Below are 22,408 nucleotides of genomic sequence, written 5' to 3' on the forward strand. Positions count from 1 at the left end.
CGATTCCGGAATCGTTGAACACCATCGATAGCTTCTTACACAACCATGAAGCCTCACTTCACAGTGGATGTGCACCCCTCGTATCCTGGGCGGATGGATCCCCGTCATCTCGAGCTGCTCCGCCAGCTCGACGAACGCGGCAGCGTCACGGCCGTCGCGCAGGCCACGTTCCGCACTCCGTCCGCGGTGTCCCAGCAGCTCAAGGCCGCGACCCGGGAGTTCGGCCGGGCCCTCGTCGAACCTGCGGGCCGAGGTGTGCGGCTGACCGCCGCGGGACGGCTGACCGCCGCGGGACGGCTGCTCGCCGCCGGCGGTCGGCAGGTGGCCTCGGCGATCGCCGAGGTGCAGGCGGATTGGGAGGACTACCTCGGCGAGGCCACCGGCGAGGTCCGCATCGCGGGTCTGCCCAGCGCCCTGACCTACCTCATCCCGACGGCGCTGACGACGCTGCGGGCCACGAGTCCGCAGATCATCGTGCACACCCTCGACATGGACCTGGCCGAACACGAGTTCGCCGGTCTGCTCGCCGATGTCGATCTCGTCATCGCCCACAGCCTGATCTCGGCCCGGCCGGTCGGCACAGACGGACTCATGGTCGAACCGCTGGCCACGGAACCGATCGACGTGGCCGTCGCGAAAGACCATCCGCTGGCCGGGCGGACTCGGCTGCGACCGAACGATCTCGTCGATGCGCAGTGGATCGGTGTGCCTCACGGCTACCCCTTCGACACGATCCTCGGTTCGATCGAACACGTCACCGAGACACCGCTGACGATCACTCAGCGCATCCGCGACAACCGCCTCGTCGAGGCCATCGTCGCCGCCGGCGACCACATCGCACTGCTGCCCCGGTTCACCACCGCGACCGAGGGTCTGGAGCTGATCCCGCTGACCGGAGTCGCCACCACCCGCTGGGTCGTGGCGGTGATGCGGCCGGACACCGCCGGGCGCATGGCCGTCACCCGCGTGCTCGAGGCGCTGCGAAGCGCTTCGGCACAAGCTTCTCCAGAGGCAGGAACGCCGCCCAGCAGATGACCGTCGGCAGGAAGTGGATGCCCAGCGCCAGGTAGGTCATGAGGTGGAAGAGGCAGAAGAAGGCCACGACCCCGTAGAGCCACTTGCCCTTGAGGAACAGCGCGATCGGCGAGAGGAATTCGAAGACCAGCGTCGCCCATTGGGCGGCGATGAGCAGTCCCGGCATCTCGAGGAAGGGTTTCGACCATTCGGCACCGCGGCGCATGAGCGCCCAGATGATCACGGCGCCGTTGCCCCAGTGGGCGATGTTGCCCGAGGCGATCCACTTCATCAGCACCAAGTAGAAGTAGGTGAGCACGACCGAGATCTGGACGACCCTGAGCGCCCAACCCGCCCGCGCCGAGGTGGTCGCGACATCTCGGAAGCGTGCGGGCCCGATCGTCGGCAGAACGAAGGCGGCAATGACCAGCGCCATGTGATCGTGGGCGACGTAGCCGTAGCCCTGGGTGTAGAACATCCACGCGCCGAAGCTGATTGCCACCGCCCAACCGCTGATTCTCTGGACGATCCCGGCCGCGGCCAGCAGGGAGAAGACGATGATAGCGGCCAGCAGGAGCTGCGCACCGAGGACGCCGACGGCGGGAATGTGGAGGACGCGTGCCAGCCACAGTGGTTGGTAGAACTCGGGCGTCCACCCGTGGGCGATGACGTCACCGGAGATGGTGAGCACATCGATGATGATGAAGACGTAGACGAACACGCGGAACACGGCCGCTCGGGCGAGGGGGACCTCGGGCATGAACCAGCGCAGGAACGGGTTGCGCGGTCCCGCCTCGGCGGGGGTGGTCGCCAATGTCGGGGTGCGACTCATCGGACCTCCCAGGTCGCCAGCGTCGTCTCTTCGGGTTCGCCGACGCTCAGGCCGTTCTTCAGCTGCGTGGTGGTCCGGCAGAGGATCATCGTCTCCGGCTTCGGCTCAAGCGGGTGCAGCCGCACGTACGAATCGGCCATCGACTGCATGAGTTCGGGGTGGGCGATGACCCGGTCGAGCTGGGATTCGACGTCACCGCGTTCGATGCCGACGGTCGCCGCGTTGAAGCCGAGGCGGCGCGGTTCGTCCTCGCCGGGGAACTGGGCTTCGATGCACGTGGAGTTCACGGTGCCGTTAAGGTCTTTGGCGGTGGCGTACTGGGTGAGCGATCCGAGTGGGAAGAAGTCATTCGTGTTGAGGATCTGTCCGCACGTGAGGACGACGAGGGCCGCAGCCGGGACGATGACGCGCCAGCCGATGCCGAGCTTCGACAGCGGTTTCACCCGGGTGGGCGGCTTGGGGCTGCCCGCGCCCGAGCTCTCGGAGAGCGTCCGACCGCCCACGGACCGGCCCGCCGTCGACCTCTCGGCGGCAGGGTCCTGTCTCGTCAGGAGGCGACGCTTCTTCTCGTCCATACGCTGCGGGCTCGTCCTCTCGGGTGCGGATCGTTCGCAGACAATCCTATCCGCCCAGAACTACTGTGAGTATTGATAGTGGCTGGTCTGGGACTGGCTGGCAGAGTAGGAACTGACCGTCCCATCGATCATCATGACCCGCAGAACTACTGACTCGAACGATGTCCTCGTCGGGATCTGTCTGATGATCGGTGGGCGGTCGGCACCGGCTCGGCCCACATCGATAACTTGATCAGAAGGTTGTCCGTTCCTGACCGAACGTGACTCATCACAGTAGTGTTTCGACGTGACTATCTCCCGGACCGGAGCCGACCGTTCGACGGTCGGACCTCATCCGTTCTGACACAGGAGAATCACGAACCGTCATGACTATCATCTCGCATTTATACGCGTTTGTCGTTGGCGTCGACACCCACGCGAAGAACCACGTCTACAGTGTCCTCACCAACACTGGTGAGCACGTCGACACTGCTGCATTCCCGACCACGAAAGCTGGCCTGAAACGGGCGCTGCTGTGGGCCGGTCGCCGTACCGGCGGGGACCTCGACACCCTGTGGGTGATCGAGGGTATCGGCACTTACGGGGCGATCCTTGCCGACCATGTTGCCGACAACGGGTACACAGTCGCCGAGGCCGCCAGCATGAATGCTCGTGACCGGCATGCCACGGGCAAGGATGACCGGATCGATGCCCGACGGATCGCTGGCACGGTCCTGTCGATGGATGAGTCGCGGCTGCGGTTCCCCCGGCAGGCTGATGGGCCGCGTCAGGGACTGCAGATCCTGGTCAAGGCGCGGGAGTCCATGACCCGGGAGAAGACCCGGACTGTCAATGCGCTCACCGCGCTGTTGCATACTCATGACCTCGGTATGGATGCGCGTCGGAAACTGTCGGTCGTCAAGATCCACGCGGTTGCGAAGTGGCGGATCAGGAACGAGTCTGTGGCACTTACCGAGGCTCGTCGGGAAGCGATTCGGTTAGCCAAACGCGTCGTCGAAGTCGATGCCGATATCAAGGACTACGCCACCCGGATCGAAGCTTTGGTCAAGGACAGCCCGGCTGCGGTGTTGCTGGCTGAGCCGGGGATTGGTCCGATCACCGCGGCTGTGTTCTACCTGGCGTGGTCGCATCCTGGGCGGGTGCGTTCAGAGGCTGCGTTTGCGAAGCTGGCGGGGGTCAGCCCGATACCGGCGTCGTCGGGGAATGTGGTGAGGTTCCGGCTTAATCGCAGTGGTGATCGTCGGTTGAATTCTGCGTTGTACATGGTGGCCATCACGCGGCTTTCTCACCAGAAGAGGTCCCAGGCATACATGGCTAAACGGCTTGGCGAGGGGAAGACGAAGAAGGAGACCATCCGGTGCATGAAGCGTCACTTGGCCCGTTCTGTGTATCGCATTCTCGAGGCCACGAACTCGATCGGCCAAGCCGCTTGACAGACATAGAAGGATCCCGACGGCGGCCCAGCAACTTGGCGCGACGTTGCTGGGCCGCCGTCAGGCAGTAAGGGAGGTCAGGAGCTGCGGGCGTAGAGGTTGAGCTGCTCCCAACTGGCCGCGTACTTCTGGAAGGCGGTGACAGCGGACTCGTGATCGTCGTTGCTCAGCGCGGTGACCCAGGAGTCGACGAGTTCGGGGGCCTCGGTCGGCCACAGCACATCGGACATTCCGCCGAGATCGAGCTCGAGGATCGAGTTCATGTCGAAGGTGTCGACCCACTCGGCCAGGGCCGAGGTCTGTTCGACCATGTCGACGACCTTCGAATTGTCCGCAATCGTCTCCGCGGCCCATTCCATGCGCGCCGAGGCGGCCAGGATGTCCGTGCGGATGTACACACGCAGTCCTGCTTCGGTTTCATCGGCGATGATCTGGTCTTCGCTCAGAGAGAAGTACAGCCACCAGGCCGGGGGCACATCCCACGCCGAGACGCGGGTGAAGATGCGGGTGTCCTTCGCGTCCTGCAGCCATTCGGCACGGCGACTGGCCGCCCGCCGCCGCACCGACTTCGGGGCGATGATATCCAGGGTCGCCTTCGAGGTGTGTTCGGCCAGCGACTCGAGGGCCTCCCACCCGCGGATGTCCTCCTGCGCGGGGCAGAAACGATCGACTCCGTCCGATGTCTGAGACGCCGGGAGGAAGACGGGAGTGCGGCGAAAAGAATCGGCCACGGGGCTCGGCGGCAGGGAGATCAGGCGCTTGTCGGCGTCTCGGGAGATCTGTTCTTCGACCCGCTGCCGGTTGCTTTCTACCTGCCTGTCTTGCAATTCGGAATGCACGACAAGAGGTTCGAAGATCCGCAGGGTGACGACGTAATCGCGACGGTAGGCCATGGACTCAGCCTATCCAAGGTCGGTTCGCAAAATGGAACTTCCCAGTACGAACAGGTAGGATTTAAGCGCATAGCAGAGATCTAGTCCGGGGCCAGAGCCCCAATGACGACGGAGGGGGTCACGCCAGTGGGTCGCGGCCGCGCAAAGGCAAAGCAGATCAAGGTAGCTCGGAAGCTGAAGTACTACAGCCCGGATACCGACCTTAATAGACTCCAGCAGGAGCTGGGCGCCGACTCGCGCAAGTCTGGGTCGTCCGATCCGTACGACGACGAACCCGACTACTCCGCTTACGCCGATAAGTACAACGTCGACGATGATGACGAGTACGAAGACGACGATGACTGAGTGCGGATGACTCCAGTCGCGAGCGGCTGAAACGACTTCTTTGAGGGCGGGGACTTCGGTTCCCGCCCTCTGTCGTACGCGCACGCATTTCCGCGCTGGGGCAGTCCCTCGCCGAGGCGGCCCGCCCCGTCATCGCCCGCCGAGTCCGGCAGACGCCCGTCGAGGCATCCCTCACCGTTACCCTCACCGCCTACAGTTCCGGCCACCGCCCACCGTCGGCCTCACACCGTCGTGCAGGAACACGCGGGTGTGAGGCCAACGGTGTGGGATGCTCCGCACAGGTAGCCGGTCTCGCCGCAACAGTCGGCCGCACAGTCGGCGGAACACCGACGGCTGCGTCGACCTACTGCAGGATCGCGGCGCCGCCGTCGACGCCCTTCGCACCCTGAACGTAGTCGGGCTCGGAGGTCAGTGCGCCGTCATCGGCGGTGACATCACCGAGCACCCAGGCACCGGGGCTTGCGGCCAGCACACCATCGACCGCGGACGGGTCGACGACGAGGACCATGCCGACGCCGAGATTCCACGTGCGTTCGCGATCGGCCTGCGGCACTCCGCCCAGATCCCCGAGCACGGAGAACACGGCTGGGATCTCCCACGAGGCACGCGACATCTTCGCCACCAGCCCCTGCGGGAGCACACGGGCGACATTGGCAGACAGTCCCCCGCCGGTGACGTGGGAGACCGAGTGCACGGCACCGGGCAGAGCGTCGAAGAGGGCGGCGAGTTCACCGGTGTAGACATGGGTGGGAACGAGCAGTTCCTCACCGAGGCTGCGGCCGAATTCCTCGACCTGTCGGTCCAGTCCCCAGCCCGCCTCGGCGATGATGTGGCGCACGAGGGAGTAGCCGTTGGAGTGGATGCCCGAGGACGGCAGTCCGATGAGGACGTCCCCGTCGCGGACCTTCTCGGGCCCCAGCAGGTCGGCGGCTTCGACGACGCCGGTGGCGGCACCGGCGACATCGTATTCGTCGACGCCGAGCAGACCCGGGTGTTCGGCGGTCTCGCCGCCGACGAGGGCGACTCCGGCCGAAGCGCAGGCATCGGCGATTCCGCGGACGATGTCGGCGATGCGTTCGGCCACGACCTTGCCGCAGGCGATGTAGTCGGTCATGAACAGGGGGCGAGCCCCGCAGACGATGATGTCGTCGACAACCATGCCCACGAGGTCATAGCCGATGGTGTCGTGCTTATCGAGGGCCTGTGCGATGGCGACCTTCGTTCCCACTCCGTCGGTCGACGAGGCCATGAGCGGACGGTCGAAGTCTTTGAGCACGGAGACGTCGAAGAGGCCGGCGAATCCGCCCATTCCGCCCACGACATTGGCATTGTGGGTCGCCGAGACGGCGGCCTTCATGAGTTCGACGGCGCGGTCTCCGGCCTCGACGTCGACGCCGGCGGCGGCATAGGTGGTGGACTTCGGCGCGGTGGCCTGCGGGTTCGCGTCGGAACTCAACTCAGCATCCTTTGTCGGCAGTGGTGTTGTTGACGGGAATCGGGTATTCGCCCGAGAAGCACGCGGTGCACAGCTGGCTGCGCTCCTGCTGGGTGGCGGCGATCATGCCGTCCAAGGAGATGTAGCCCAGTGAGTCCGCGCCGAGGTTCTCGCAGATCTCATTCGTCGTCAGCCCGTTGGCGATGAGCTCGGCCCGGGTGGCGAAGTCGATGCCGTAGAAGCACGGCCACTTCACCGGCGGGGAGGAGATGCGGACGTGGATCTCCTTCGCTCCGGCCTCCCGCAGCATCCGCACCAGCGCCCGCTGGGTGTTTCCGCGCACGATCGAATCGTCGACGACGACGAGGCGTCTGCCTTCGATGTTCTCTCGCAGCGGGTTGAGCTTGAGCCGGATGCCCAGCTGCCGCAGGGTCTGCGAGGGCTGGATGAAGGTGCGTCCGACATAGGCGTTCTTCATCAGCCCCTGACCGAACGGAATGCCCGAGGCTTCGGCGTAGCCGACGGCCGCAGGGGTGCCCGATTCGGGGGTGGCGATGACGAGGTCGGCATCGACTGGGTACTCCTCGGCCAGCTGCCGGCCCATCTGGGTCCGAGCGGCGTGGACGTTCTTGCCGGCCAGGAGGCTGTCCGGACGGGCGAGGTAGACGTATTCGAAGACGCAGCGTGCCTGATCGGGTTCGGCGAAGCGGTGGGAGCGCAGCCCGTCCTCGTCGATGGCGATGAGTTCACCGGGTTCGACGTCGCGGACGAACTTCGCCCCGACGATGTCGAGTGCCGCGGTCTCCGAGGCCACGACCCACCCGTTCTCCAGCCGGCCCAACGACAGGGGCCTGACCCCGTGCCGGTCGCGGGCGGCGTAGAGGGTGTGCTCGTCCATGTAGACCAGCGAGAACGCTCCTTCGACGTGCGGCAGCAGACTCAGCGCCGCCTCGGTGAGGTTCTCTCCCTGCTCGGTCGCAAACAGTTCGGTGACCAGGGAGGTGTCGTTCGAGGAGTCGCGGAAGGGACGAGTGCGCGAGGTCTTCTTCGTCGCCTCTTCGACGACCTTCGTCGCGTGGTCGCGACGGGAGTCGGCCATGGCTTCGAGGGTGTCGAAGTTCGTCAGATTGCCGTTGTGGGCCAGCGCCACGGTGCCGAAGGGGGTCGGTCCCAGTGTGGGCTGAGCGTTCTCGAATGAGGGCGATCCGGTCGTCGAATACCGGGTGTGCCCGACGGCGATGTGTCCCTGCAGGAGTTCGAGATCGCGTTCGTGGAACACCTGCGAGACCAGACCCATATCGCGGTAGATGAGGATCTGCTTGCCGTTGCTGGCAGCGATGCCGGCGGACTCCTGTCCGCGGTGCTGCAGGGCGTAGAGCCCGAAGTAGGTGAGTTTGGCGGTTTCCTCGCCGGGGGCCCAGACTCCGAACACACCGCATTCGTCCTGCGGTCCGCGGTCCTGGGGGTCGATTTCGTGTGTCAGCTGCCCGTCTCGTCTTGCCACGAGTGAAATTGTCTCACACCCGCGACCGAGCTCTGCCTCCGACTCAGACTGTGGAATCAGGGGCGGCTCCGCGCCCGGTTTCCCCGTTGTCGGTCGTGTCCTCGACCTCGGGTGCGTCATCTGCATTCGCCGAGGCGGCTCCGCCCTCGACCGCGACCGTGCCGTCCGCATCCTCTGCGGCTTCGGCCGCCGCATCCGGGTCCTCACCGCGGGCTTCGGCGATGCGACGGCGAGCGATCTCCTTCGGGTCATCGACCATGTCGATCTGCGCGTCGACCCGGAACTCCTTCGCCCGCTTCCTGCCGGCCCAGTCGAGGATGAGAGCGATGAGCCCGCCGATGAACAGCCCGCCCACGCCGAGGACGAGCAGCAGGAGTCCCACCCCCTTGGCCACGGTGTAGCCCATCGGCATGTCCGCCGGGTCGACGAACATCGCGAGGACTCCCGCGACGATGACGCCGAGCACCGCACCGATGCCCATGAACACCGAATACTTGGGGCTGCGGCGGACGGCAACGTCGATCTGGTCCTTCATGATCTCCTTGGGCGAGGGGGCCGCTCACGGCCGATGGTTCACCGGAGAGGGCCCCGGCACAACAGGTCGCGAACATTCTAGTCGAGTCACCCTGAGCCTCCTCCCAGGCAGTCTCATGCCGGTTCCCATAAACTGAACACATCCAGTTGGACGGTCACAGCAGACAGGGGTTCAGACATGGCACACACGATCATCGTCGGCATCGACGGTTCCGATAACGCGGACTGCGCACTGCAGTGGGCAATCGCTCACGCGCAGACGACCTCCGCCGAGATCCGACTCGTCTCCGCCTACACCGTCCCCGGCGTCAACATGAGCCAGGCCGATATCGTCTATCCCGCGGACTTCGATGCGGCGGTGAAGAAGACCGTTGAGACCATCGCCGAGGCGGCCGCCTCCACGGTCACCGAATCCGGAGTCCCCGTGTCGACGACGATCGTTCCCGGCGACGCCTCAGGGGTCATGGTCGAGCATTCGAAGAACGCCGACCTCGCCGTCGTCGGCGCCCGCGGTCGCGGCGGATTCGCCGGGCGCCTGCTCGGATCCGTGGCACTGGCGATGCCCGCGCATTCGCACTGCCCCACCGTCGTCGTCCCGAGCACTTGGCCGACTCGGGTCATGCCGTCGACTCCCCTGCCGGTCGACGATCCCGTCCGGGTGAAGAATCATCGAACCGCCGCGGAGGACATCCGTGCGCGGCCGGACTTCTCCGGTGAGATCGTCGCCGCCGTCGACCCCTTCGAAACCGACACTCCGGTGCTGCGGGCGGCCGCTTCGCAGGCGGCGGTCTACCAGCTTCCGCTGCGGCTCGTCGGCGTCACCGCCACGCACATCCTCTCGCCCGAATGGATGCCGAGCGAGAAGCACCTGATCAGGATGTACGACGAGGCGGCGAAGGCCTACGAAGCCGCCGCCGAGTCCCTGCGGGGAGACTTCCCCGACCTCGAGGTCCGCTATTCGATCTTCGACGCCCCCGCCACCGAGGTGCTCGTGTCCGCCACGTACACCGCCGAACTCGTGGTCATCGGTTCCCGTGGTCGCGGCGGATTCGTCTCGACCGTCCTCGGCTCGACCTCGCAGGGAGTGCTCTCGCACGCCGTGTGCCCGGTTCGGGTTGTGCGGGTGACGAGACGACAGCCCGCCCGCCGCCGCTGAACGGCACTGTGCAGGACGCTCCGGCGCTCCGCCGGTGGCTGCCGAGTCAGTGGAGGCGGGACCCGGTGAGTGCCGGGGACGTGGGTGCCGGGTCGTCAGCCGAGGGCGATGAGCCCGATGCCGGAGACGACGATGAGCGCTCCGAGGAGCTTGAGGACGACGTTCTTCTCGCCGAAGAACCACCAGGCCAGCAGCGTGCCGACGATGATCGAGGTCTCTCGCACGGGGGCCACGAGCGCCACCGGGGCCTGCTGCATCGCGTAGAGGACGAGCACATACGCCAGCGGTGAGAGGATCGCGACGGTCACCAGGGCACGCTTGTGCTCACGGAGGATGCTGCGGAAGTCGGCACGTCGGCTCGCACCTCCCGGCAGGCCGACGATGCCGGCGGTCATGAGGAGCCCGACGCAGGCTTCGGAGACGGCGAAGTAGAGCAGCGGGGAGTCGCTGATGTGATTGACCGCGAAGTCATCCCACAGTGTGTAGGACGCGATGAACACCCCGATCAGCCCGCCCCAGGCGAGCCCGCGGCGCAGCCCGGATCCGCTCGTGGGGGCCTTGCCTCCGCCGCGGGGACGGATGGTCACCACGGCGATGCCGGCGATGACGGTGAAGGCTCCGACCGCCTCGAGGAGGGTGGGACGTTCGCCGAGGAAGGCCACGGCGATGATGATCGTCACCACCGGCCCGGTGCCCCTGGCCGTCGGGTAGACGACGCCCAAGGGTGCGTGATCGTAGCCGGACTGCAGGGCCACCGAATAGGCGATGTGGAACACCGCGCTCAGCCCGGCGGCGCCCACCAGCGTCCAGTTCAGCGGCTGACTCCCGGAGGCGATGATGATGATCGCGATCGGGACGAGGAGGATCGCCGAGAGCCCATGGTAGGCGAGCACGAAAGCGTAGCCCTTGCCGGTGACGGACTTCGCCGCGAGGTTCCACAGGGCGTGGGCGACCGAGGCGAGGAGGACGAGGCCGAGCACAGGGAAGGTCATCGACGCACCCCGTTCCCGCCCCGGTCGGCCGGCGGTCTCCGGTCAGCGGGCACCCACACCGTCACAGCTTGATGGCGACGGTCTTCGTCTGCGTGTATTCGTCAAGGGCTTCGATGGACTTCTCGCGCCCGTACCCGGACTTCTTGAACCCGCCGAAGGGAAGCTCCACTCCCCCGCCGGCTCCATAGGTGTTGACGAAGATCTGTCCGGCGTCGACCTCGGCGGCCACACGGTGGGCGCGGGAGATGTTCTGCGTCCACAGTGCGGTGACGAGGCCGTAGTCGGTGCCGTTGGCCAACTGCACGGCTTCGTCCTCGTCGGCGAACGGCATCGTCACGACGACGGGGCCGAAGACCTCTTCTTGAGCGATCCGCGACTGCGGGTCGACGGAATCGATGAGGGTCGGGGTGATGAACGCCCCCTCGGCGAGGTCATCGGCCAGGCCCTCGGGACGAACACCGCCGGTGACGATCTCACCCGACCCCGCGGACCCGGCACCTGCCGTCCCGGATCCGGTGTCCACCTCGGCGAGGAATCCGAGGACCCGTTCGTGCTGTTCGGCCGAGATCAGGGGCCCGAGCATCGGGTCGTCGAGGCCGTAGCCGATGGTCACCGACGACATGGCCGCAGTCATCTTCTCCACCACCTCGGCGTGGACGTCGCGGTGGACGAGAAGTCGGGAGCCGGCCGAGCAGGTCTGCCCGGCGTTCTGGATGATCGAGCGCAGCAGGGACGGGACGGCCGCGTCGATGTCGGCGTCGGGGAAGACGATGTTCGCGGATTTCCCGCCGAGTTCGAGCACAGTCGGCACAACCCGATCTGCCGCGGCGTGGGCGATCGCCGATCCGGTCTGCGTCGATCCGACGAAGCCGAGGTGCGCCACGTCCGGGTGCGAGCTCAGGGCCGCCCCGGCCTCGGCACCGAGGCCGGTGACGACGTTGAAGGCTCCGGCCGGGAAGCCGACGGAGTGGATGAGTTCGGCCAGCCGGACCGTCGACCGCGGTGTCTCATCGGCGGGTTTGGCCACGGCGGCATTGCCTGTGGCCAACGAGGTTGCGGCTGCTCGGCCGATGAGCTGCAGCGGGTAGTTCCAGGCGACGATGTGCCCGGTGACGCCGAAGGGTTCGCGCCTGGTGTAGACGTGCATGTCATCGGCCATGGGGATCTGGCGCCCGTAGTAGGACTCGATCGTGTGGCCGTAGAACTCGAAGTAGCGGGCGCAGACGTCGACGTCGGCGTAGGCCTGGGTGAGCGGTTTGCCGGTGTCTTCGGACTCGAGGCGAGCGAGTTCGTCGCGGTGGTCCCCGATCACGGCCGCGGTCGCCACGAGCAGCCGGGACCGCTGCCCCGGACTCGACTTCTTCCATTCCTTCTGCGCCTTCGCCGCCGCTCGGACGGCCCGGTCGACTTCGTCGGCACCGGCGCGGGAGACATCGCCCAGGTGCCCGCCGGTGGCCGGATCGCTGTTCGGATACGTGATCAGCGAGGGCACGTGCCGTCCGCCGATGAAGGAGGTCGTCTGGGTGATCTGCGCGCTCATCGTCGATCCTCGAGATCTGCCGGAGTGAAGAGGGGAAGGTGATCGCCGAGATCAGCTCGGGTGCCGGAGGCGTCGATGCCGCCGGCGGCGAGCGCGGACGCGAAGTCCGTGCGACCGGTCACAAGGTCCAGCCACACCTCGGCGGAGGTTTCGACGACGTTCGGCGGGGTCCCGCGAGTATGGCGGGGCCCGGCGATGCATTGGGTGACCCCGAACGGCGGAACCCGGACTTCGACGCTGTTGCCTTCGGCGCGGGCGGCGAGCTCCTCGAGCGCGAATCGCACGGCGGTCGCCAGGGTCGTCCTGTCGACCGTGCCGGCGTCGAGCGTCGTCTGCTTCGACCACATCTCCAGTGCGCTGCGCCCCTGGTCCGGGTCGATCCTTCTGCGAATCGCCATCAGTCCCTCTTCCTCTCACCGATCTCGGCAACATCTTCCCCGAGCTCCAGCCGTCCGACAACGCTCGTCCGCCCCTCGGAATCCGTTCCGCCCGTGACCGGGTCCGTGATCGCGGCGACCGTCGCGGCGATCTCCTCTTCGCTGACCGAGGCGGCGCCGTCGTCCCCGTCGAATGCGCCGGCCCGCTGCAGCAGGGTGAGAGCGACGAGGCCGGTGGCGCGGGAGGACCCGTCGAGGCACTTCACCGCCACCGAGTGCCCGGACTTCGCAGCCATGACGATCACGCCTTCGGCTCCGCCCTTGGCGAAGACTCCGAGACGCTCGATGACCGTGGTGTTCGGTCGTCCGTGGCCTTCGATGGCCCACGGGTCGGCGAAGACCGCGCCCATGAGGGTGCGCGCTTCGCGTTCGTAGGCGGTCCAGTCCTCCTCCCTCGCCGAGGCGGCGCCTTCGTCGGCACGCGCGTGGCCGGTGCGCACCGCTCGGCCGACGGCCCGGGCCAGGCCGGTGAGGCTGAGCGCGAATACGGGTGCCCCGCAGCCGTCGACGCCGACGGCGGCCGGCGTCTCCGAAGCGAAGGCGTCGACGACCTCGGCGACTCTCTGCTGCACCGGATGGTCGGGGTGCAGGTAGGTGGACGTATCGGCACCGATGGCGCGGGCTGCGGCGAGGAACGCCGTGTGCTTGCCCGAGCAGTTGAAGTACAGCGGCGAGCGCGGATCGGTGTCCGCGGCCCCGGCGGCCCGAGCGTCGTCCTGGAGCTGACGCCGAAAGGCACCGTCTGCGGGATGAGCGGAAGGGCACTGCAGGTCGGCGACGCTCAGCCCGGCAGCCGTGAGCATGTTCGACACCACCTCGACATGCCCGGCTTCGGACTTGTGCGAGGCCGCGGCCAGGGCCGCCGCGGGCCCGGGCAGTTCGGCCCCGAGGCTCATCGCCGCGATCGCCTGCAGCGGTTTGAGGCTCGAGCGGGTGAACACGGGGACCTCGGGGGCGCCGACCCCGAGCACCGGCGATCCGTGCGGGTCGACGACCACGGCGGAGCCGATGTGCCGGGATTCGATGAAATCGGAACGGATGACGACGGCGAGCTCGGCCGCCTCGGTGGGGGTGAAAGTCGAACTGGTCACGCACTCCAGCCTACGACCCTTTAGGCTGGTGGCGTGAAGGTTCTTGTCATCGGTTCGGGCGCCCGTGAACACGCCCTCGTCCTCGCTCTCTCGCGCGACCCCCAGGTCGACGCCGTCATCGCTGCGCCCGGCAATCCCGGGATCGCGCAGATCGCCCACACCGAGGCGGTCGATGCCTCGGATTCCGCGGCCGTGACCGCCCTGGCCGAGTCCCTCGACGTCGATCTCGTCGTCATCGGCCCCGAGGCTCCGCTGGTCGCCGGTGTCGCCGATGCCCTGCGCGAAGCCTCGTTCCCGGTCTTCGGCCCCAGTGCCGAAGCCGCCGTGCTCGAAGGCTCGAAGGCGTTCGCGAAGGAGATCATGGAGTCCGCGAACGTGCCGACGGCGCGCACCGTGGTCGCGTACTCGACCGCTGAGGCCTCTGCGGCGCTGCGCGAGTTCGGCGCCCCGCACGTGGTCAAGGCCGATGGGCTGGCCGCCGGCAAGGGCGTCGTCGTCACCGACGACTTCGATGCGGCGATCGCTCACGCCTCGTCGTGTCTCGAGGTCTCCGACCGGGTCGTCATCGAGGACTTCCTTGACGGCCCCGAGGTCTCCCTCTTCGTCCTCTGCGACGGTCAGCGCACCGTTCCGCTGGCACCGGCGCAGGACTTCAAACGCATCGGCAACGGCGACACCGGCCCGAACACCGGCGGCATGGGCGCCTATTCGCCGCTGCCGTGGCTGCCTGCCGGCACCGTCGAGGAGATCATCGACACCGTCGCCCAGCCCGTCGTCGACGAAATGGCCCGCCGCGGCACCCCGTTCACCGGCCTCCTCTACTGCGGACTGGCGATGACGTCGAAGGGTCTGCGCGTCGTCGAGTTCAACGTCCGCTTCGGCGACCCGGAGACCCAGTCCGTACTCGCCCGCCTGCGCAGCCCCCTGGGCCAGACCCTGCTCGCCGCCGCAGAGGGCCGCCTCGACGAGGTCGGTGATCTCGAATGGGATCCGCGCGCCTCGGTGACCGTGGTCATGGCCGCGGAGAACTACCCGGGCGCCCCGAGCACCGGTGACATCATCCGCGGACTCGACACCGCGGAAACGCTCGAGGACATCAGCGTGCAGCACGCGGGCACGAAGATTGCGACCGGCTCCAGCGGCGGTTTCGCTCCCGAAGACGCTGTGATCACGAAGGACATCGCCGAGGCCGGTGACATCGTCACCGCCGGCGGACGCGTGCTCTCCGTCGTCTCGCTCGGGTCCGATCTCGACGATGCCCGGGCGCGGGCGTACTCAGCGATCGAGGAGATCAAATGGCCCGGTGAGCAGCACCGCACCGATATCGCCGAGGCGGCCGCCGCCGGCCGCATCTCCCTCGCCGACATCTACCCCGCTCCCGAGCAGCCCGCCCCCTCCTCGGCCCCGCAGCTGCCGGGCTGGACGCACGTGTATTCGGGCAAGGTCCGTGACCTCTACATTCCTGCAGATGCCGCCGATGCGGCCACCGCCGAATCGCTGCTCATGGTCGCTTCGGACCGGATCTCCGCCTATGACTGGGTGCTCGATTCGGAGATCCCGGACAAGGGCAAGGTGCTCACGGGCCTGAGCCTGTGGTGGTTCGATCAGCTGGCCGAGATCATCGGCAACCATGTCATCAGCTCCGATGTGCCTGAGCCCGTGCGAGGTCGCGGCCTCATCGTGAAGAACCTGTCGATGTTCCCCGTCGAATGCGTCGCCCGCGGCTATCTCACCGGTTCGGGCATGGCCGACTATCGGGCCACCGGATCCGTGTGCGGCATCCGCCTGCCGGCCGGGCTCGTCGAGGCCGATCGCCTCGAACCCCCGATCTTCACTCCGGCGACGAAGGCCGAGCTCGGCGATCATGATGAGAACGTCAGCTTCGATGCCGTCGCGAAGACCGTCGGTGAGGACACCGCCGAGCGGCTGCGGGAGCTGACCGTGGAGATCTATCAGCGCGCCGAAGCGATCGCTCGCGAACGCGGGATCATCCTCGCCGACACGAAGTTCGAGTTCGGCACACTGCCCGATGGCACGCTCGTCCTCGGCGATGAGGTGCTCACTCCGGACTCCTCGCGCTTCTGGGACGCCGAGGGCTACGAGGCCGGGCAGACGCAGTCGAGCTTCGACAAGCAGTTCGTCCGCGACTGGCTGACCCACGAGTCCGGATGGGACAAGTCCTCGGACACTCCACCCCCGGCGCTGCCCGCCGAAGTGGTCGAGAAGACCCGCGCCCGCTACATCGAAGCCTTCGAGAAGCTCACCGGGCAGACCTTCCCCGGCTGATCTCGCAGCGCACACCGCCTGTGGTCACAGTGCCGAAGGGGACCGGACGAATTCGTTCGGTCCCCTTCGGCACTGTGACCACTCGTGCATTCATCCCCGCCCCGCCCGGCGACAAGCGCGCTCAGCGACCGTCCCGCGCGGCACCACGCGCTTTTCGAAAAACGCACGCGTTCACACTGATTCAGCGGTCATCAGCACATCGAAGAAAGAAACAATCAGCCTGAACTGTCTCACGCAACGGAATCAGTGGATTCCGGCATGAACTTCCGCTATCGTTTCTCATCAGTGACTCAGACCACACGCTGGGCTCGGTCACCGACAGTGAAACGAACAGGTAACGGCTGGACGCGGGCTCTTGCGGCTCTCGTGCCGCCGGACCGAAAATGACACTCGGCGGGCGCGGACTCCGCGGCCCCGCCGAAGCTTCGACAATGCAGTCGGGAGGCAGCAGTGGACCTCGACATCCTCGATGTCACGATCTTCGACGGGCGCACGATCCGGCCCGAGAATCGCGTGAGCATCCGCGACGGCATCATCACCGAGATCGCCACGGGACCGGCACAGGTGCCGGCGGACCGGACCATCACCGCCACCGGCAGGCTCCTCACCCCCGGTTTCGTCGACGCTCACGTACACACGACCTTCGGCGGGCAGGAGTCGCTGTCCTGCGATCTCAGCAGCGCCGACGGCCTCGCCGAAACCCTCGACCTCATCCGCGGCCACATCGCCGCGACACACGCCGACTCCGCCCCTGCACACAACTGGGTCATCGGCGGCGGATGGTCGATGGCCGACTTCCCCGGAGGCGCTCCGACCGCGGACATCCTCGACGCAGTCTGCCCGGACCGGCCCGCCCTCCTGCTCAGTGCCGACCACCACTCGGCGTGGGTGAACACAGCGGCGTTGACCGTGGCCGGGATCGACGCCGCGACCGAGTCACCGGCTGGCGGCATCATCGTCGCCGATGACTACGGCACTCCGACCGGGTGTCTTCACGAATCGGCGATCGACCTCGTCTCCGCCCACGTTCCCGAGGCCACCGATGCCGAGGTCCACGCAGGCCTGCTCGCCGGGCAGAACTACCTCAATTCCCTCGGCGTCACCGCGTGGATGGACGCCATCGTCGGCGACTACGGAGGGCACCGCGACCCCTATGACGCCTATGTCCGCGCCGCCTCCTCCGAGGAACTGCACTCCGAGGTCGTCGGCAGCCTGTGGTGGCCGCGCGAGGTCACGGACATCGACGCCGAGGTGGCCGAACTCACCGCCCGGGCCCGCAGCGAGGGCCGCTTCCGCGCCACCTCGGTGAAGTTCATGCTCGACGGCATCGTCGAATCCCGCACCGCGGCGATGAACACGGAATACACGTGCACCTGCGGCGGGTTCGGCACGAGCTACTTCACCCGCGAGCACCTCGAAGCCTCATTCGCCGCCCTCGACGCGGCCGGTTTCGACATCCACTGCCACGCGATCGGCGATGCCGCGGTCAGAGCGGCCCTCGACGCCTTCGCCGCGATCGCCTCGCCCCGTGCCGAGGCCCGCCACCACATCGCCCATGTCCAGGTCGTCGATCCCGTCGACGTCCCGCGCTTCGCGCAGCTGGGGATCACCGCGAACCTGCAGGCACTGTGGGCCTGCTATGACGAGCAGATGATCGACCTCAACATCCCGGTCCTCGGCGAGGAACGCACCGGATGGCTCTACCCCTTCGGCTCCTTCGCCTCGGCCGGCACCCACTTGGCGATGGGCTCGGACTGGCCGGTGTCGACCGCGAATCCGTGGGAGGCCATCCACGTCGCCGTCAACCGGTCCCACCCCACCGCCGCGGACATCTCGCCCCTGCTGCCCGAGGAGGCCCTCGACGTGGAGACGGCGCTGCGGGCCTACACCTCCGGATCGGCCCACCTGCTGCGCTCACGGACCAATGGCGTCATCCGCCTCGGCGAGCGGGCGAACCTCGCCCTGGCGAGCGCGAACCCCTTCGATCTCCCGGCCGACGAAATCGCGCACATCACGAACGATCTGACCATCAGCAACGGCCGCCTCGTCCACGACGCCCTGTCATCGCAGACCGCGCCGCAGACATCGCAGCCGCCCGCAACGACCAGCTCCGCTTCCGCCTGAGACGAAAGGCCATCATGACCAGCACAGCCACCGCCGAAACGACGCCCGACACCGGACTCGACCACCTCGAGATCCAGGGCGTGAAGAAGGTCTTCGGCGAGAACACCGCCATCGCCCGCCTCGACCTGAGCGTCCGCCGGGGAGAGTTCCTCTCACTGCTCGGCCCCTCCGGCTGCGGCAAGACCACCCTGCTGCGGATGATCGCCGGCTTCGAGCATCCCACCAACGGCCACATCTACCTCGACGGCAAGGACATCGTCGGGCTGCCGCCGCACCGGCGCCCCGTCAACACGGTGTTCCAGTCGTATCTGCTGTTCCCGCACATGAACATCGCTGACAACATCGCCTACGGGCTCAAGCAGGCGAAGGTGCCCAAACCCGAGATCGCTCAGCGTGTCCGCGACGTCCTCGCCCTCGTGCAGATGGAGGACTTCGCCGGGCGCAAACCCGAGCAGCTCTCCGGCGGACAGCAGCAGCGCATCGCCTTGGCCCGTGCCCTGGTCAACCGACCCCAGGTCCTCCTCCTCGACGAGCCGATGTCCGCCTTGGACCGGAAGCTGCGCGAGGAGATGCAGCTCGAACTCAAACGTCTGCACACGAAGCTCGACACGACCTTCGTCTTCGTCACCCACGACCAGGACGAGGCGCTGGCGATGAGCGACCGCATCGTCGTCATGTACGACGGTGTGATCCAGCAGATCGGTTCCGGTGAGGACATCTACGCGAACCCCCACAACGGCTTCGTCGCCGGCTTCATCGGCAAACAGAACTTCATCCCCGCCGAGGTGACCTCCACCGACGGCGGCACCGCGCAGATGGTCTCGGCCAACAGCACGGTCATGGAGACCCCGTCGCTGGACCTGCGCCCCGCTTCGGCGGCGGGGGAAGCCGGCACGCTCAGCGTCGGAGACAGGGTGCGGGCGGCCATCCGCCCCGAGCGGATGCGCGTGGCCCCGGCCGGAGAGGAGACCGGCCGACCGAACACCGCTCGCGGGAAGGTGATCTCGACGTCCTTCCTCGGCGATGTCATCCAGTACATGATCGTCGTCGGCGACAACGATGAGCTCCTCGCCCGTGTCCCCGCCGCCGGCAACGAACTCCTCGCCGCCGACGCCGAAGTCGACCTGAGCTGGGACGCCGATGCGGTCGCCGTCTACGGTTTCGAAGGCGGTGCCTGAGATGACGCGAACGATTCCCGATGTGACCTTCCTGGCTCCCCGGGCCGCCTCGGCGAGGCTGACCCGGCGAGCGCTGCTGGCCGGATTCGGAGTCGTCGGCCTCGGTGCGCTCAGTGCCTGCGGGAAGACGACGAAGATGGCGGCGTCACCGCCGACCGACGGCAAACTCGAACCGAAGCTCAACCTCTACTCTTGGGGTGACTACGACAATCCGGAACTCCTCGAAGCCTTCAAATCGCAGAACGACATCCTCGTCCAGGTCGACTCCTACGGGTCGAACGAGGAGCTCGTGGCGAAGCTGTCGACCTCACGCGGCACCTCCGGCTATGACGTGGTCGTGCCGACAGGGGCGAACATCCCGCAGATGCTCAATCACAATCTCCTCCAGGAACTCGACCTCAGTCTGATCCCGAACTTCGAGCACATGGACCCGAACTTCACGCATCAGTACTTCGACCCCGACAACAAGTACTCGATCTGCAAGGCCTGGGGCACCACGGGGTTCGTCTACAACACGAAGAAGATCGACCGGGAGCTCACGAGCTGGCAGGACTTCCTCGACACTGCACAGAAGGAAGCGGCCGGCACGACCGCGCTGCTCGAGGATCCCTGGGAGGTCGCGGCGATCGCCTTGGCAGCTTCGGGCCACAGCCTCAACACCGAAGACGAGGGCGAACTCGACAAGGCTCGCGATATCATCGTCGACCAGCTGGCCCCGAACGTGAAGGCCTATGTCGGCAGCGCCGCCACCAGCATGATCCAAGGCAGCTTCACCCTCCTGCACTCCTACAACGGCGATGCCCGGCAGGGACTGACCGAGATCAAGGATCCGGAGAACTGGAAGTTCGTATTCCCGACCCCCTCGGCGAATCTGTGGATGGACTGCTGGGCGATCGCCACCGGCGCCCCGCACCCGGATTCGGCACACGCCTTCATCAACCACATGCTGTCCCCGGACACCGCGGTCGAGCAGCTCGACTACATCGGCTACCCGATCGGCACGAAGGGGCTTGAGGAACAGGCGAAGAAGGCCGACCTCGACGAACCGGACCTCATCTTCCCCCCGCAGAAGGTCCTCGACCGTCTCGAACCCAGCAAGCAGACCCCGGCCGATCAGATCCGGACGAAGATTCTCACCGATGCCCAGGCCAGGAGTGGAGCATGAGCACGACCGCGCGACCGAAACAGCAGCCGCCCGCAGAGACACGGGAGACCGCGCCCACGAAGCAACCGCTCGCCTCACGGCTCTTCGGAGCCTCGGCGCTGTCGTTTCCCACCTGGGCCTATGTCGTCTTCTTCTTCATCATTCCCCTGGCCCTGGTGATCTTCTACAGCTTCGGATACAAACCCGATGAGTTCACCGCCATCGCCACCGACAAATTGTCCTTCGACCGCTACCCGGAGGCGATGTCGGCCAGCTTCGTATCGACGTTCTTCGCGACTCTGCGGATCTCGATCCTCGGCACGATCCTGTGTCTGCTCATCGCCCTGCCCTTCTCCTATTGGCTGGCGGTGAAGGTCTCGCCGGCCCGCAGGTCCCTGGCACTGGCTCTGGTGATGGTGCCATTCTGGACGAACTTCCTGGTCCGGACCCTCGGGTGGCAGATCATGCTCTCTCCCGACGGCTTCCTCTCGAACTGGATGCAGAGCATCGGGATGCTCGACGGGCCCCTCGACATCCTCTACACGCGCACAGCGGTGCAGATCGGTGTCGTCTACAACTATCTGCCGCTGATGATCCTGCCCCTCTTCGTGGCCATCGATGCCTCGGGCAAGAGGCTGCGGGAGGCCAGCTACGACCTCGGCGCGGGAAAGGTGAAGACCTTCATGCGCGTGACCCTGCCGATGGCGATGCCCGGCGTCGTCTCCGGCTGCCTGCTCGTGTTCATCCCCCTCAACGGTGACTATGTGACGGCCACCGTGCTCGGCGGAGCGAGCGGGTCGATGGTCGGCCAGCTCATCGCCAACCAGTTCAACACCGCCCAGAACTGGGCGGTCGGCGCGGCCATGGCGATGATCCTCATCATCTCCACCCTGGTCGTCGTCGGTGTCGGATTCGCGCTGCTCAAGCTCGGACAGACGATCACGGCCAGACTCAACAGTGTGCCGCTGCAGGATGGGAGGGCCTGAGATGCCGAAGAAGAACACATTCGCCCGCCGGACCCCGACCGATATCGGTCTGCACATCTGGGGCATCCTCGTCTTCGTCTACCTGTTCGTGCCGATCGCGGTGATCATCGCCTACTCGTTCAACAACGGCAAGGTGCTCGCGAACTTCCGCGGCTTCGGGCTGCACGCCTACATCAGCGGAATCAACAACGACATCATCATCTCCTCGATCGTCACGAGTCTTCAGGCGGCTGTGGGCACGGCGATCGTCTCGACGATCTTCGGCACCCTGGGCGGGGTGGCACTGGCACGGGCGCCGAGGGGCGCCTGGTGGGCGCTCGGCCTGACCGCCGTGCTCGGGCTGACACTGGTCACACCCGAGATCGTCGACGGCATCTCATTCCTGCCGTGGTTCGTCACCGTCGGCGTCGACTGGGGAATCACCCCGCTCAACAACGGCCTGGTCAGACTCATCATCTCCCATGCGATGTTCTCCATGGCGATCGTGACCTTCATCGTCCGGGCCCGGCTGGCCGGAATCGACACCCAGCTCGAGGATGCCGCCGCGGATCTCGGCGCCACCCCGTGGAACCGGTTCAAGGACATCACCCTGCCGATCGCGGCTCCCGGCATTCTCGCCGGGGCACTGATGTCGTTCACCGTCAGCCTCGACAACACGATCCTCTCCAGCTTCGTCCAGCAGCCCGGTTACACGCCCTGGCCGGTCTACATCTTCTCGGCCGTCCGCGTGGCCCTGCGCCCCGAGGTCGCGGCGATGTCGACGGTGATGTTCGTCCTCACCCTGGCCGCCCTGGGCTTCGTCGGCTTCGTGCTGCGCAAGGCCGGAGGCAATGCCACCGAGATCATCAAGACCATGGCCGCCTGAGACATGAGAGACCCGGACCCCGCCGAGGCGGCACCTCCGCTCGC

Annotated in this window: 20 protein-coding genes; 10 read left to right on the forward strand and 10 right to left on the reverse strand. The window is 66.7% G+C overall.

Translation table 11 applies throughout. The features are described 5' to 3' along the window. Positions 1-93: 93 nt before the first annotated feature. Entirely contained in the window at positions 94-1,035 is a 942-nt protein-coding gene (locus tag ACQE2J_RS16600; RefSeq protein ID WP_426936684.1) for a LysR family transcriptional regulator, read from the forward strand. On the opposite strand, the gene ACQE2J_RS16605 is transcribed toward ACQE2J_RS16600, so the two are convergent. Together ACQE2J_RS16605 and ACQE2J_RS16610 are read right to left on the reverse strand one after the other, a co-directional pair. After that, a complete protein-coding gene (locus ACQE2J_RS16605; protein WP_426936685.1) occupies positions 959-1,846 on the reverse strand; it encodes a hypothetical protein in 888 nt (295 codons plus the stop codon). The genes ACQE2J_RS16600 and ACQE2J_RS16605 overlap by 77 nt on opposite strands. After that, positions 1,843-2,421, reverse strand: a complete 579-nt coding sequence (locus ACQE2J_RS16610) for a hypothetical protein (protein ID WP_426936686.1) — start codon at positions 2,419-2,421, stop codon at positions 1,843-1,845. The genes ACQE2J_RS16605 and ACQE2J_RS16610 overlap by 4 nt, the downstream gene beginning before the upstream one ends. Before the next feature lie 365 nt (positions 2,422-2,786). Between ACQE2J_RS16610 and ACQE2J_RS16615 the strand changes: the two genes are divergently transcribed. Beyond that, positions 2,787-3,854 (forward strand): IS110 family transposase, encoded by a 1,068-nt coding sequence (locus ACQE2J_RS16615; protein ID WP_426936687.1) that lies wholly within the window; start codon positions 2,787-2,789, stop codon positions 3,852-3,854. 77 nt (positions 3,855-3,931) lie between these two features. Here ACQE2J_RS16615 and ACQE2J_RS16620 read toward each other — a convergent pair whose 3' ends face one another. Next, on the reverse strand, positions 3,932-4,747 hold the full coding sequence (locus ACQE2J_RS16620; protein WP_426936688.1) for a hypothetical protein: 816 nt from the start codon (positions 4,745-4,747) through the stop codon (positions 3,932-3,934). Positions 4,748-4,873: 126 nt separating this feature from the next. On the opposite strand from ACQE2J_RS16620, the gene ACQE2J_RS16625 reads away from it, so the two are divergent. Beyond that, positions 4,874-5,092, forward strand: coding sequence for a DUF3073 domain-containing protein (locus ACQE2J_RS16625; RefSeq protein WP_135537453.1), 219 nt, complete (start codon positions 4,874-4,876; stop codon positions 5,090-5,092). 343 nt (positions 5,093-5,435) lie between these two features. Here ACQE2J_RS16625 and purM read toward each other — a convergent pair whose 3' ends face one another. The 3 genes from purM to ACQE2J_RS16640 are packed head-to-tail and all read right to left on the reverse strand — an operon-like array spanning position 5,436 to position 8,566. Next, positions 5,436-6,548 (reverse strand): phosphoribosylformylglycinamidine cyclo-ligase, encoded by a 1,113-nt coding sequence (purM, locus tag ACQE2J_RS16630; RefSeq protein WP_426936689.1) that lies wholly within the window; start codon positions 6,546-6,548, stop codon positions 5,436-5,438. 1 nt (position 6,549) lies between these two features. After that, entirely contained in the window at positions 6,550-8,031 is a 1,482-nt protein-coding gene (purF, locus tag ACQE2J_RS16635) for an amidophosphoribosyltransferase (RefSeq protein WP_135537455.1), read from the reverse strand. Between the two features lie 43 nt (positions 8,032-8,074). Continuing rightward, a complete protein-coding gene (locus tag ACQE2J_RS16640; protein WP_426936690.1) occupies positions 8,075-8,566 on the reverse strand; it encodes a hypothetical protein in 492 nt (163 codons plus the stop codon). A 177-nt stretch (positions 8,567-8,743) separates the two neighbouring features. Here ACQE2J_RS16640 and ACQE2J_RS16645 point away from each other — a divergent pair, with 177 nt between their 5' ends. After that, positions 8,744-9,721: a universal stress protein gene (locus ACQE2J_RS16645; RefSeq protein ID WP_426936691.1), complete on the forward strand. Its 978-nt coding sequence runs from the start codon at positions 8,744-8,746 to the stop codon at positions 9,719-9,721. Positions 9,722-9,816: 95 nt separating this feature from the next. Here ACQE2J_RS16645 and ACQE2J_RS16650 read toward each other — a convergent pair whose 3' ends face one another. From ACQE2J_RS16650 to ACQE2J_RS16665, 4 genes are all read right to left on the reverse strand, one after another. Continuing rightward, positions 9,817-10,713, reverse strand: coding sequence for an EamA family transporter (locus tag ACQE2J_RS16650; RefSeq protein ID WP_426936692.1), 897 nt, complete (start codon positions 10,711-10,713; stop codon positions 9,817-9,819). 61 nt (positions 10,714-10,774) lie between these two features. Continuing rightward, the gene (locus tag ACQE2J_RS16655; protein ID WP_426936693.1) at positions 10,775-12,253 is read right to left on the reverse strand and encodes an aldehyde dehydrogenase family protein; all 1,479 of its coding nucleotides are present in this window, start codon (positions 12,251-12,253) and stop codon (positions 10,775-10,777) included. Continuing rightward, positions 12,250-12,651, reverse strand: coding sequence for a sterol carrier family protein (locus ACQE2J_RS16660; protein WP_135537459.1), 402 nt, complete (start codon positions 12,649-12,651; stop codon positions 12,250-12,252). Before ACQE2J_RS16660 ends, ACQE2J_RS16655 begins: the two co-directional genes overlap by 4 nt. After that, positions 12,651-13,781, reverse strand: a complete 1,131-nt coding sequence (locus ACQE2J_RS16665) for an asparaginase (protein WP_425120188.1) — start codon at positions 13,779-13,781, stop codon at positions 12,651-12,653. Before ACQE2J_RS16665 ends, ACQE2J_RS16660 begins: the two co-directional genes overlap by 1 nt. 33 nt (positions 13,782-13,814) lie before the next feature. On the opposite strand from ACQE2J_RS16665, the gene purD reads away from it, so the two are divergent. From purD to ACQE2J_RS16695, 6 genes are all read left to right on the forward strand, one after another. Next, positions 13,815-16,067 carry a phosphoribosylamine--glycine ligase gene (gene purD, locus ACQE2J_RS16670; RefSeq protein WP_425120189.1) on the forward strand — a complete coding sequence of 751 codons (2,253 nt, stop codon included), beginning with the start codon at positions 13,815-13,817 and terminating at the stop codon, positions 16,065-16,067. Between the two features lie 450 nt (positions 16,068-16,517). After that, on the forward strand, positions 16,518-18,191 hold the full coding sequence (locus ACQE2J_RS16675; RefSeq protein ID WP_135537462.1) for an amidohydrolase: 1,674 nt from the start codon (positions 16,518-16,520) through the stop codon (positions 18,189-18,191). A gap of 14 nt (positions 18,192-18,205) precedes the next feature. Further along, complete coding sequence (locus ACQE2J_RS16680) at positions 18,206-19,369, forward strand: ABC transporter ATP-binding protein (RefSeq protein WP_135537463.1); 1,164 nt, start codon at positions 18,206-18,208, stop codon at positions 19,367-19,369. Between the two features lies 1 nt (position 19,370). Next, positions 19,371-20,534: a polyamine ABC transporter substrate-binding protein gene (locus tag ACQE2J_RS16685; RefSeq protein ID WP_135537464.1), complete on the forward strand. Its 1,164-nt coding sequence runs from the start codon at positions 19,371-19,373 to the stop codon at positions 20,532-20,534. Next, positions 20,531-21,499 (forward strand): ABC transporter permease, encoded by a 969-nt coding sequence (locus ACQE2J_RS16690; RefSeq protein WP_135537465.1) that lies wholly within the window; start codon positions 20,531-20,533, stop codon positions 21,497-21,499. Before ACQE2J_RS16685 ends, ACQE2J_RS16690 begins: the two co-directional genes overlap by 4 nt. Before the next feature lies 1 nt (position 21,500). Further along, on the forward strand, positions 21,501-22,364 hold the full coding sequence (locus ACQE2J_RS16695) for an ABC transporter permease (protein WP_135537466.1): 864 nt from the start codon (positions 21,501-21,503) through the stop codon (positions 22,362-22,364). The last annotated feature ends 44 nt before the right edge of the window (positions 22,365-22,408 follow it).

The organism is Brevibacterium sp. LE-L (assembly GCF_050214925.1).
Lineage (GTDB): Bacteria > Actinomycetota > Actinomycetes > Actinomycetales > Brevibacteriaceae > Brevibacterium.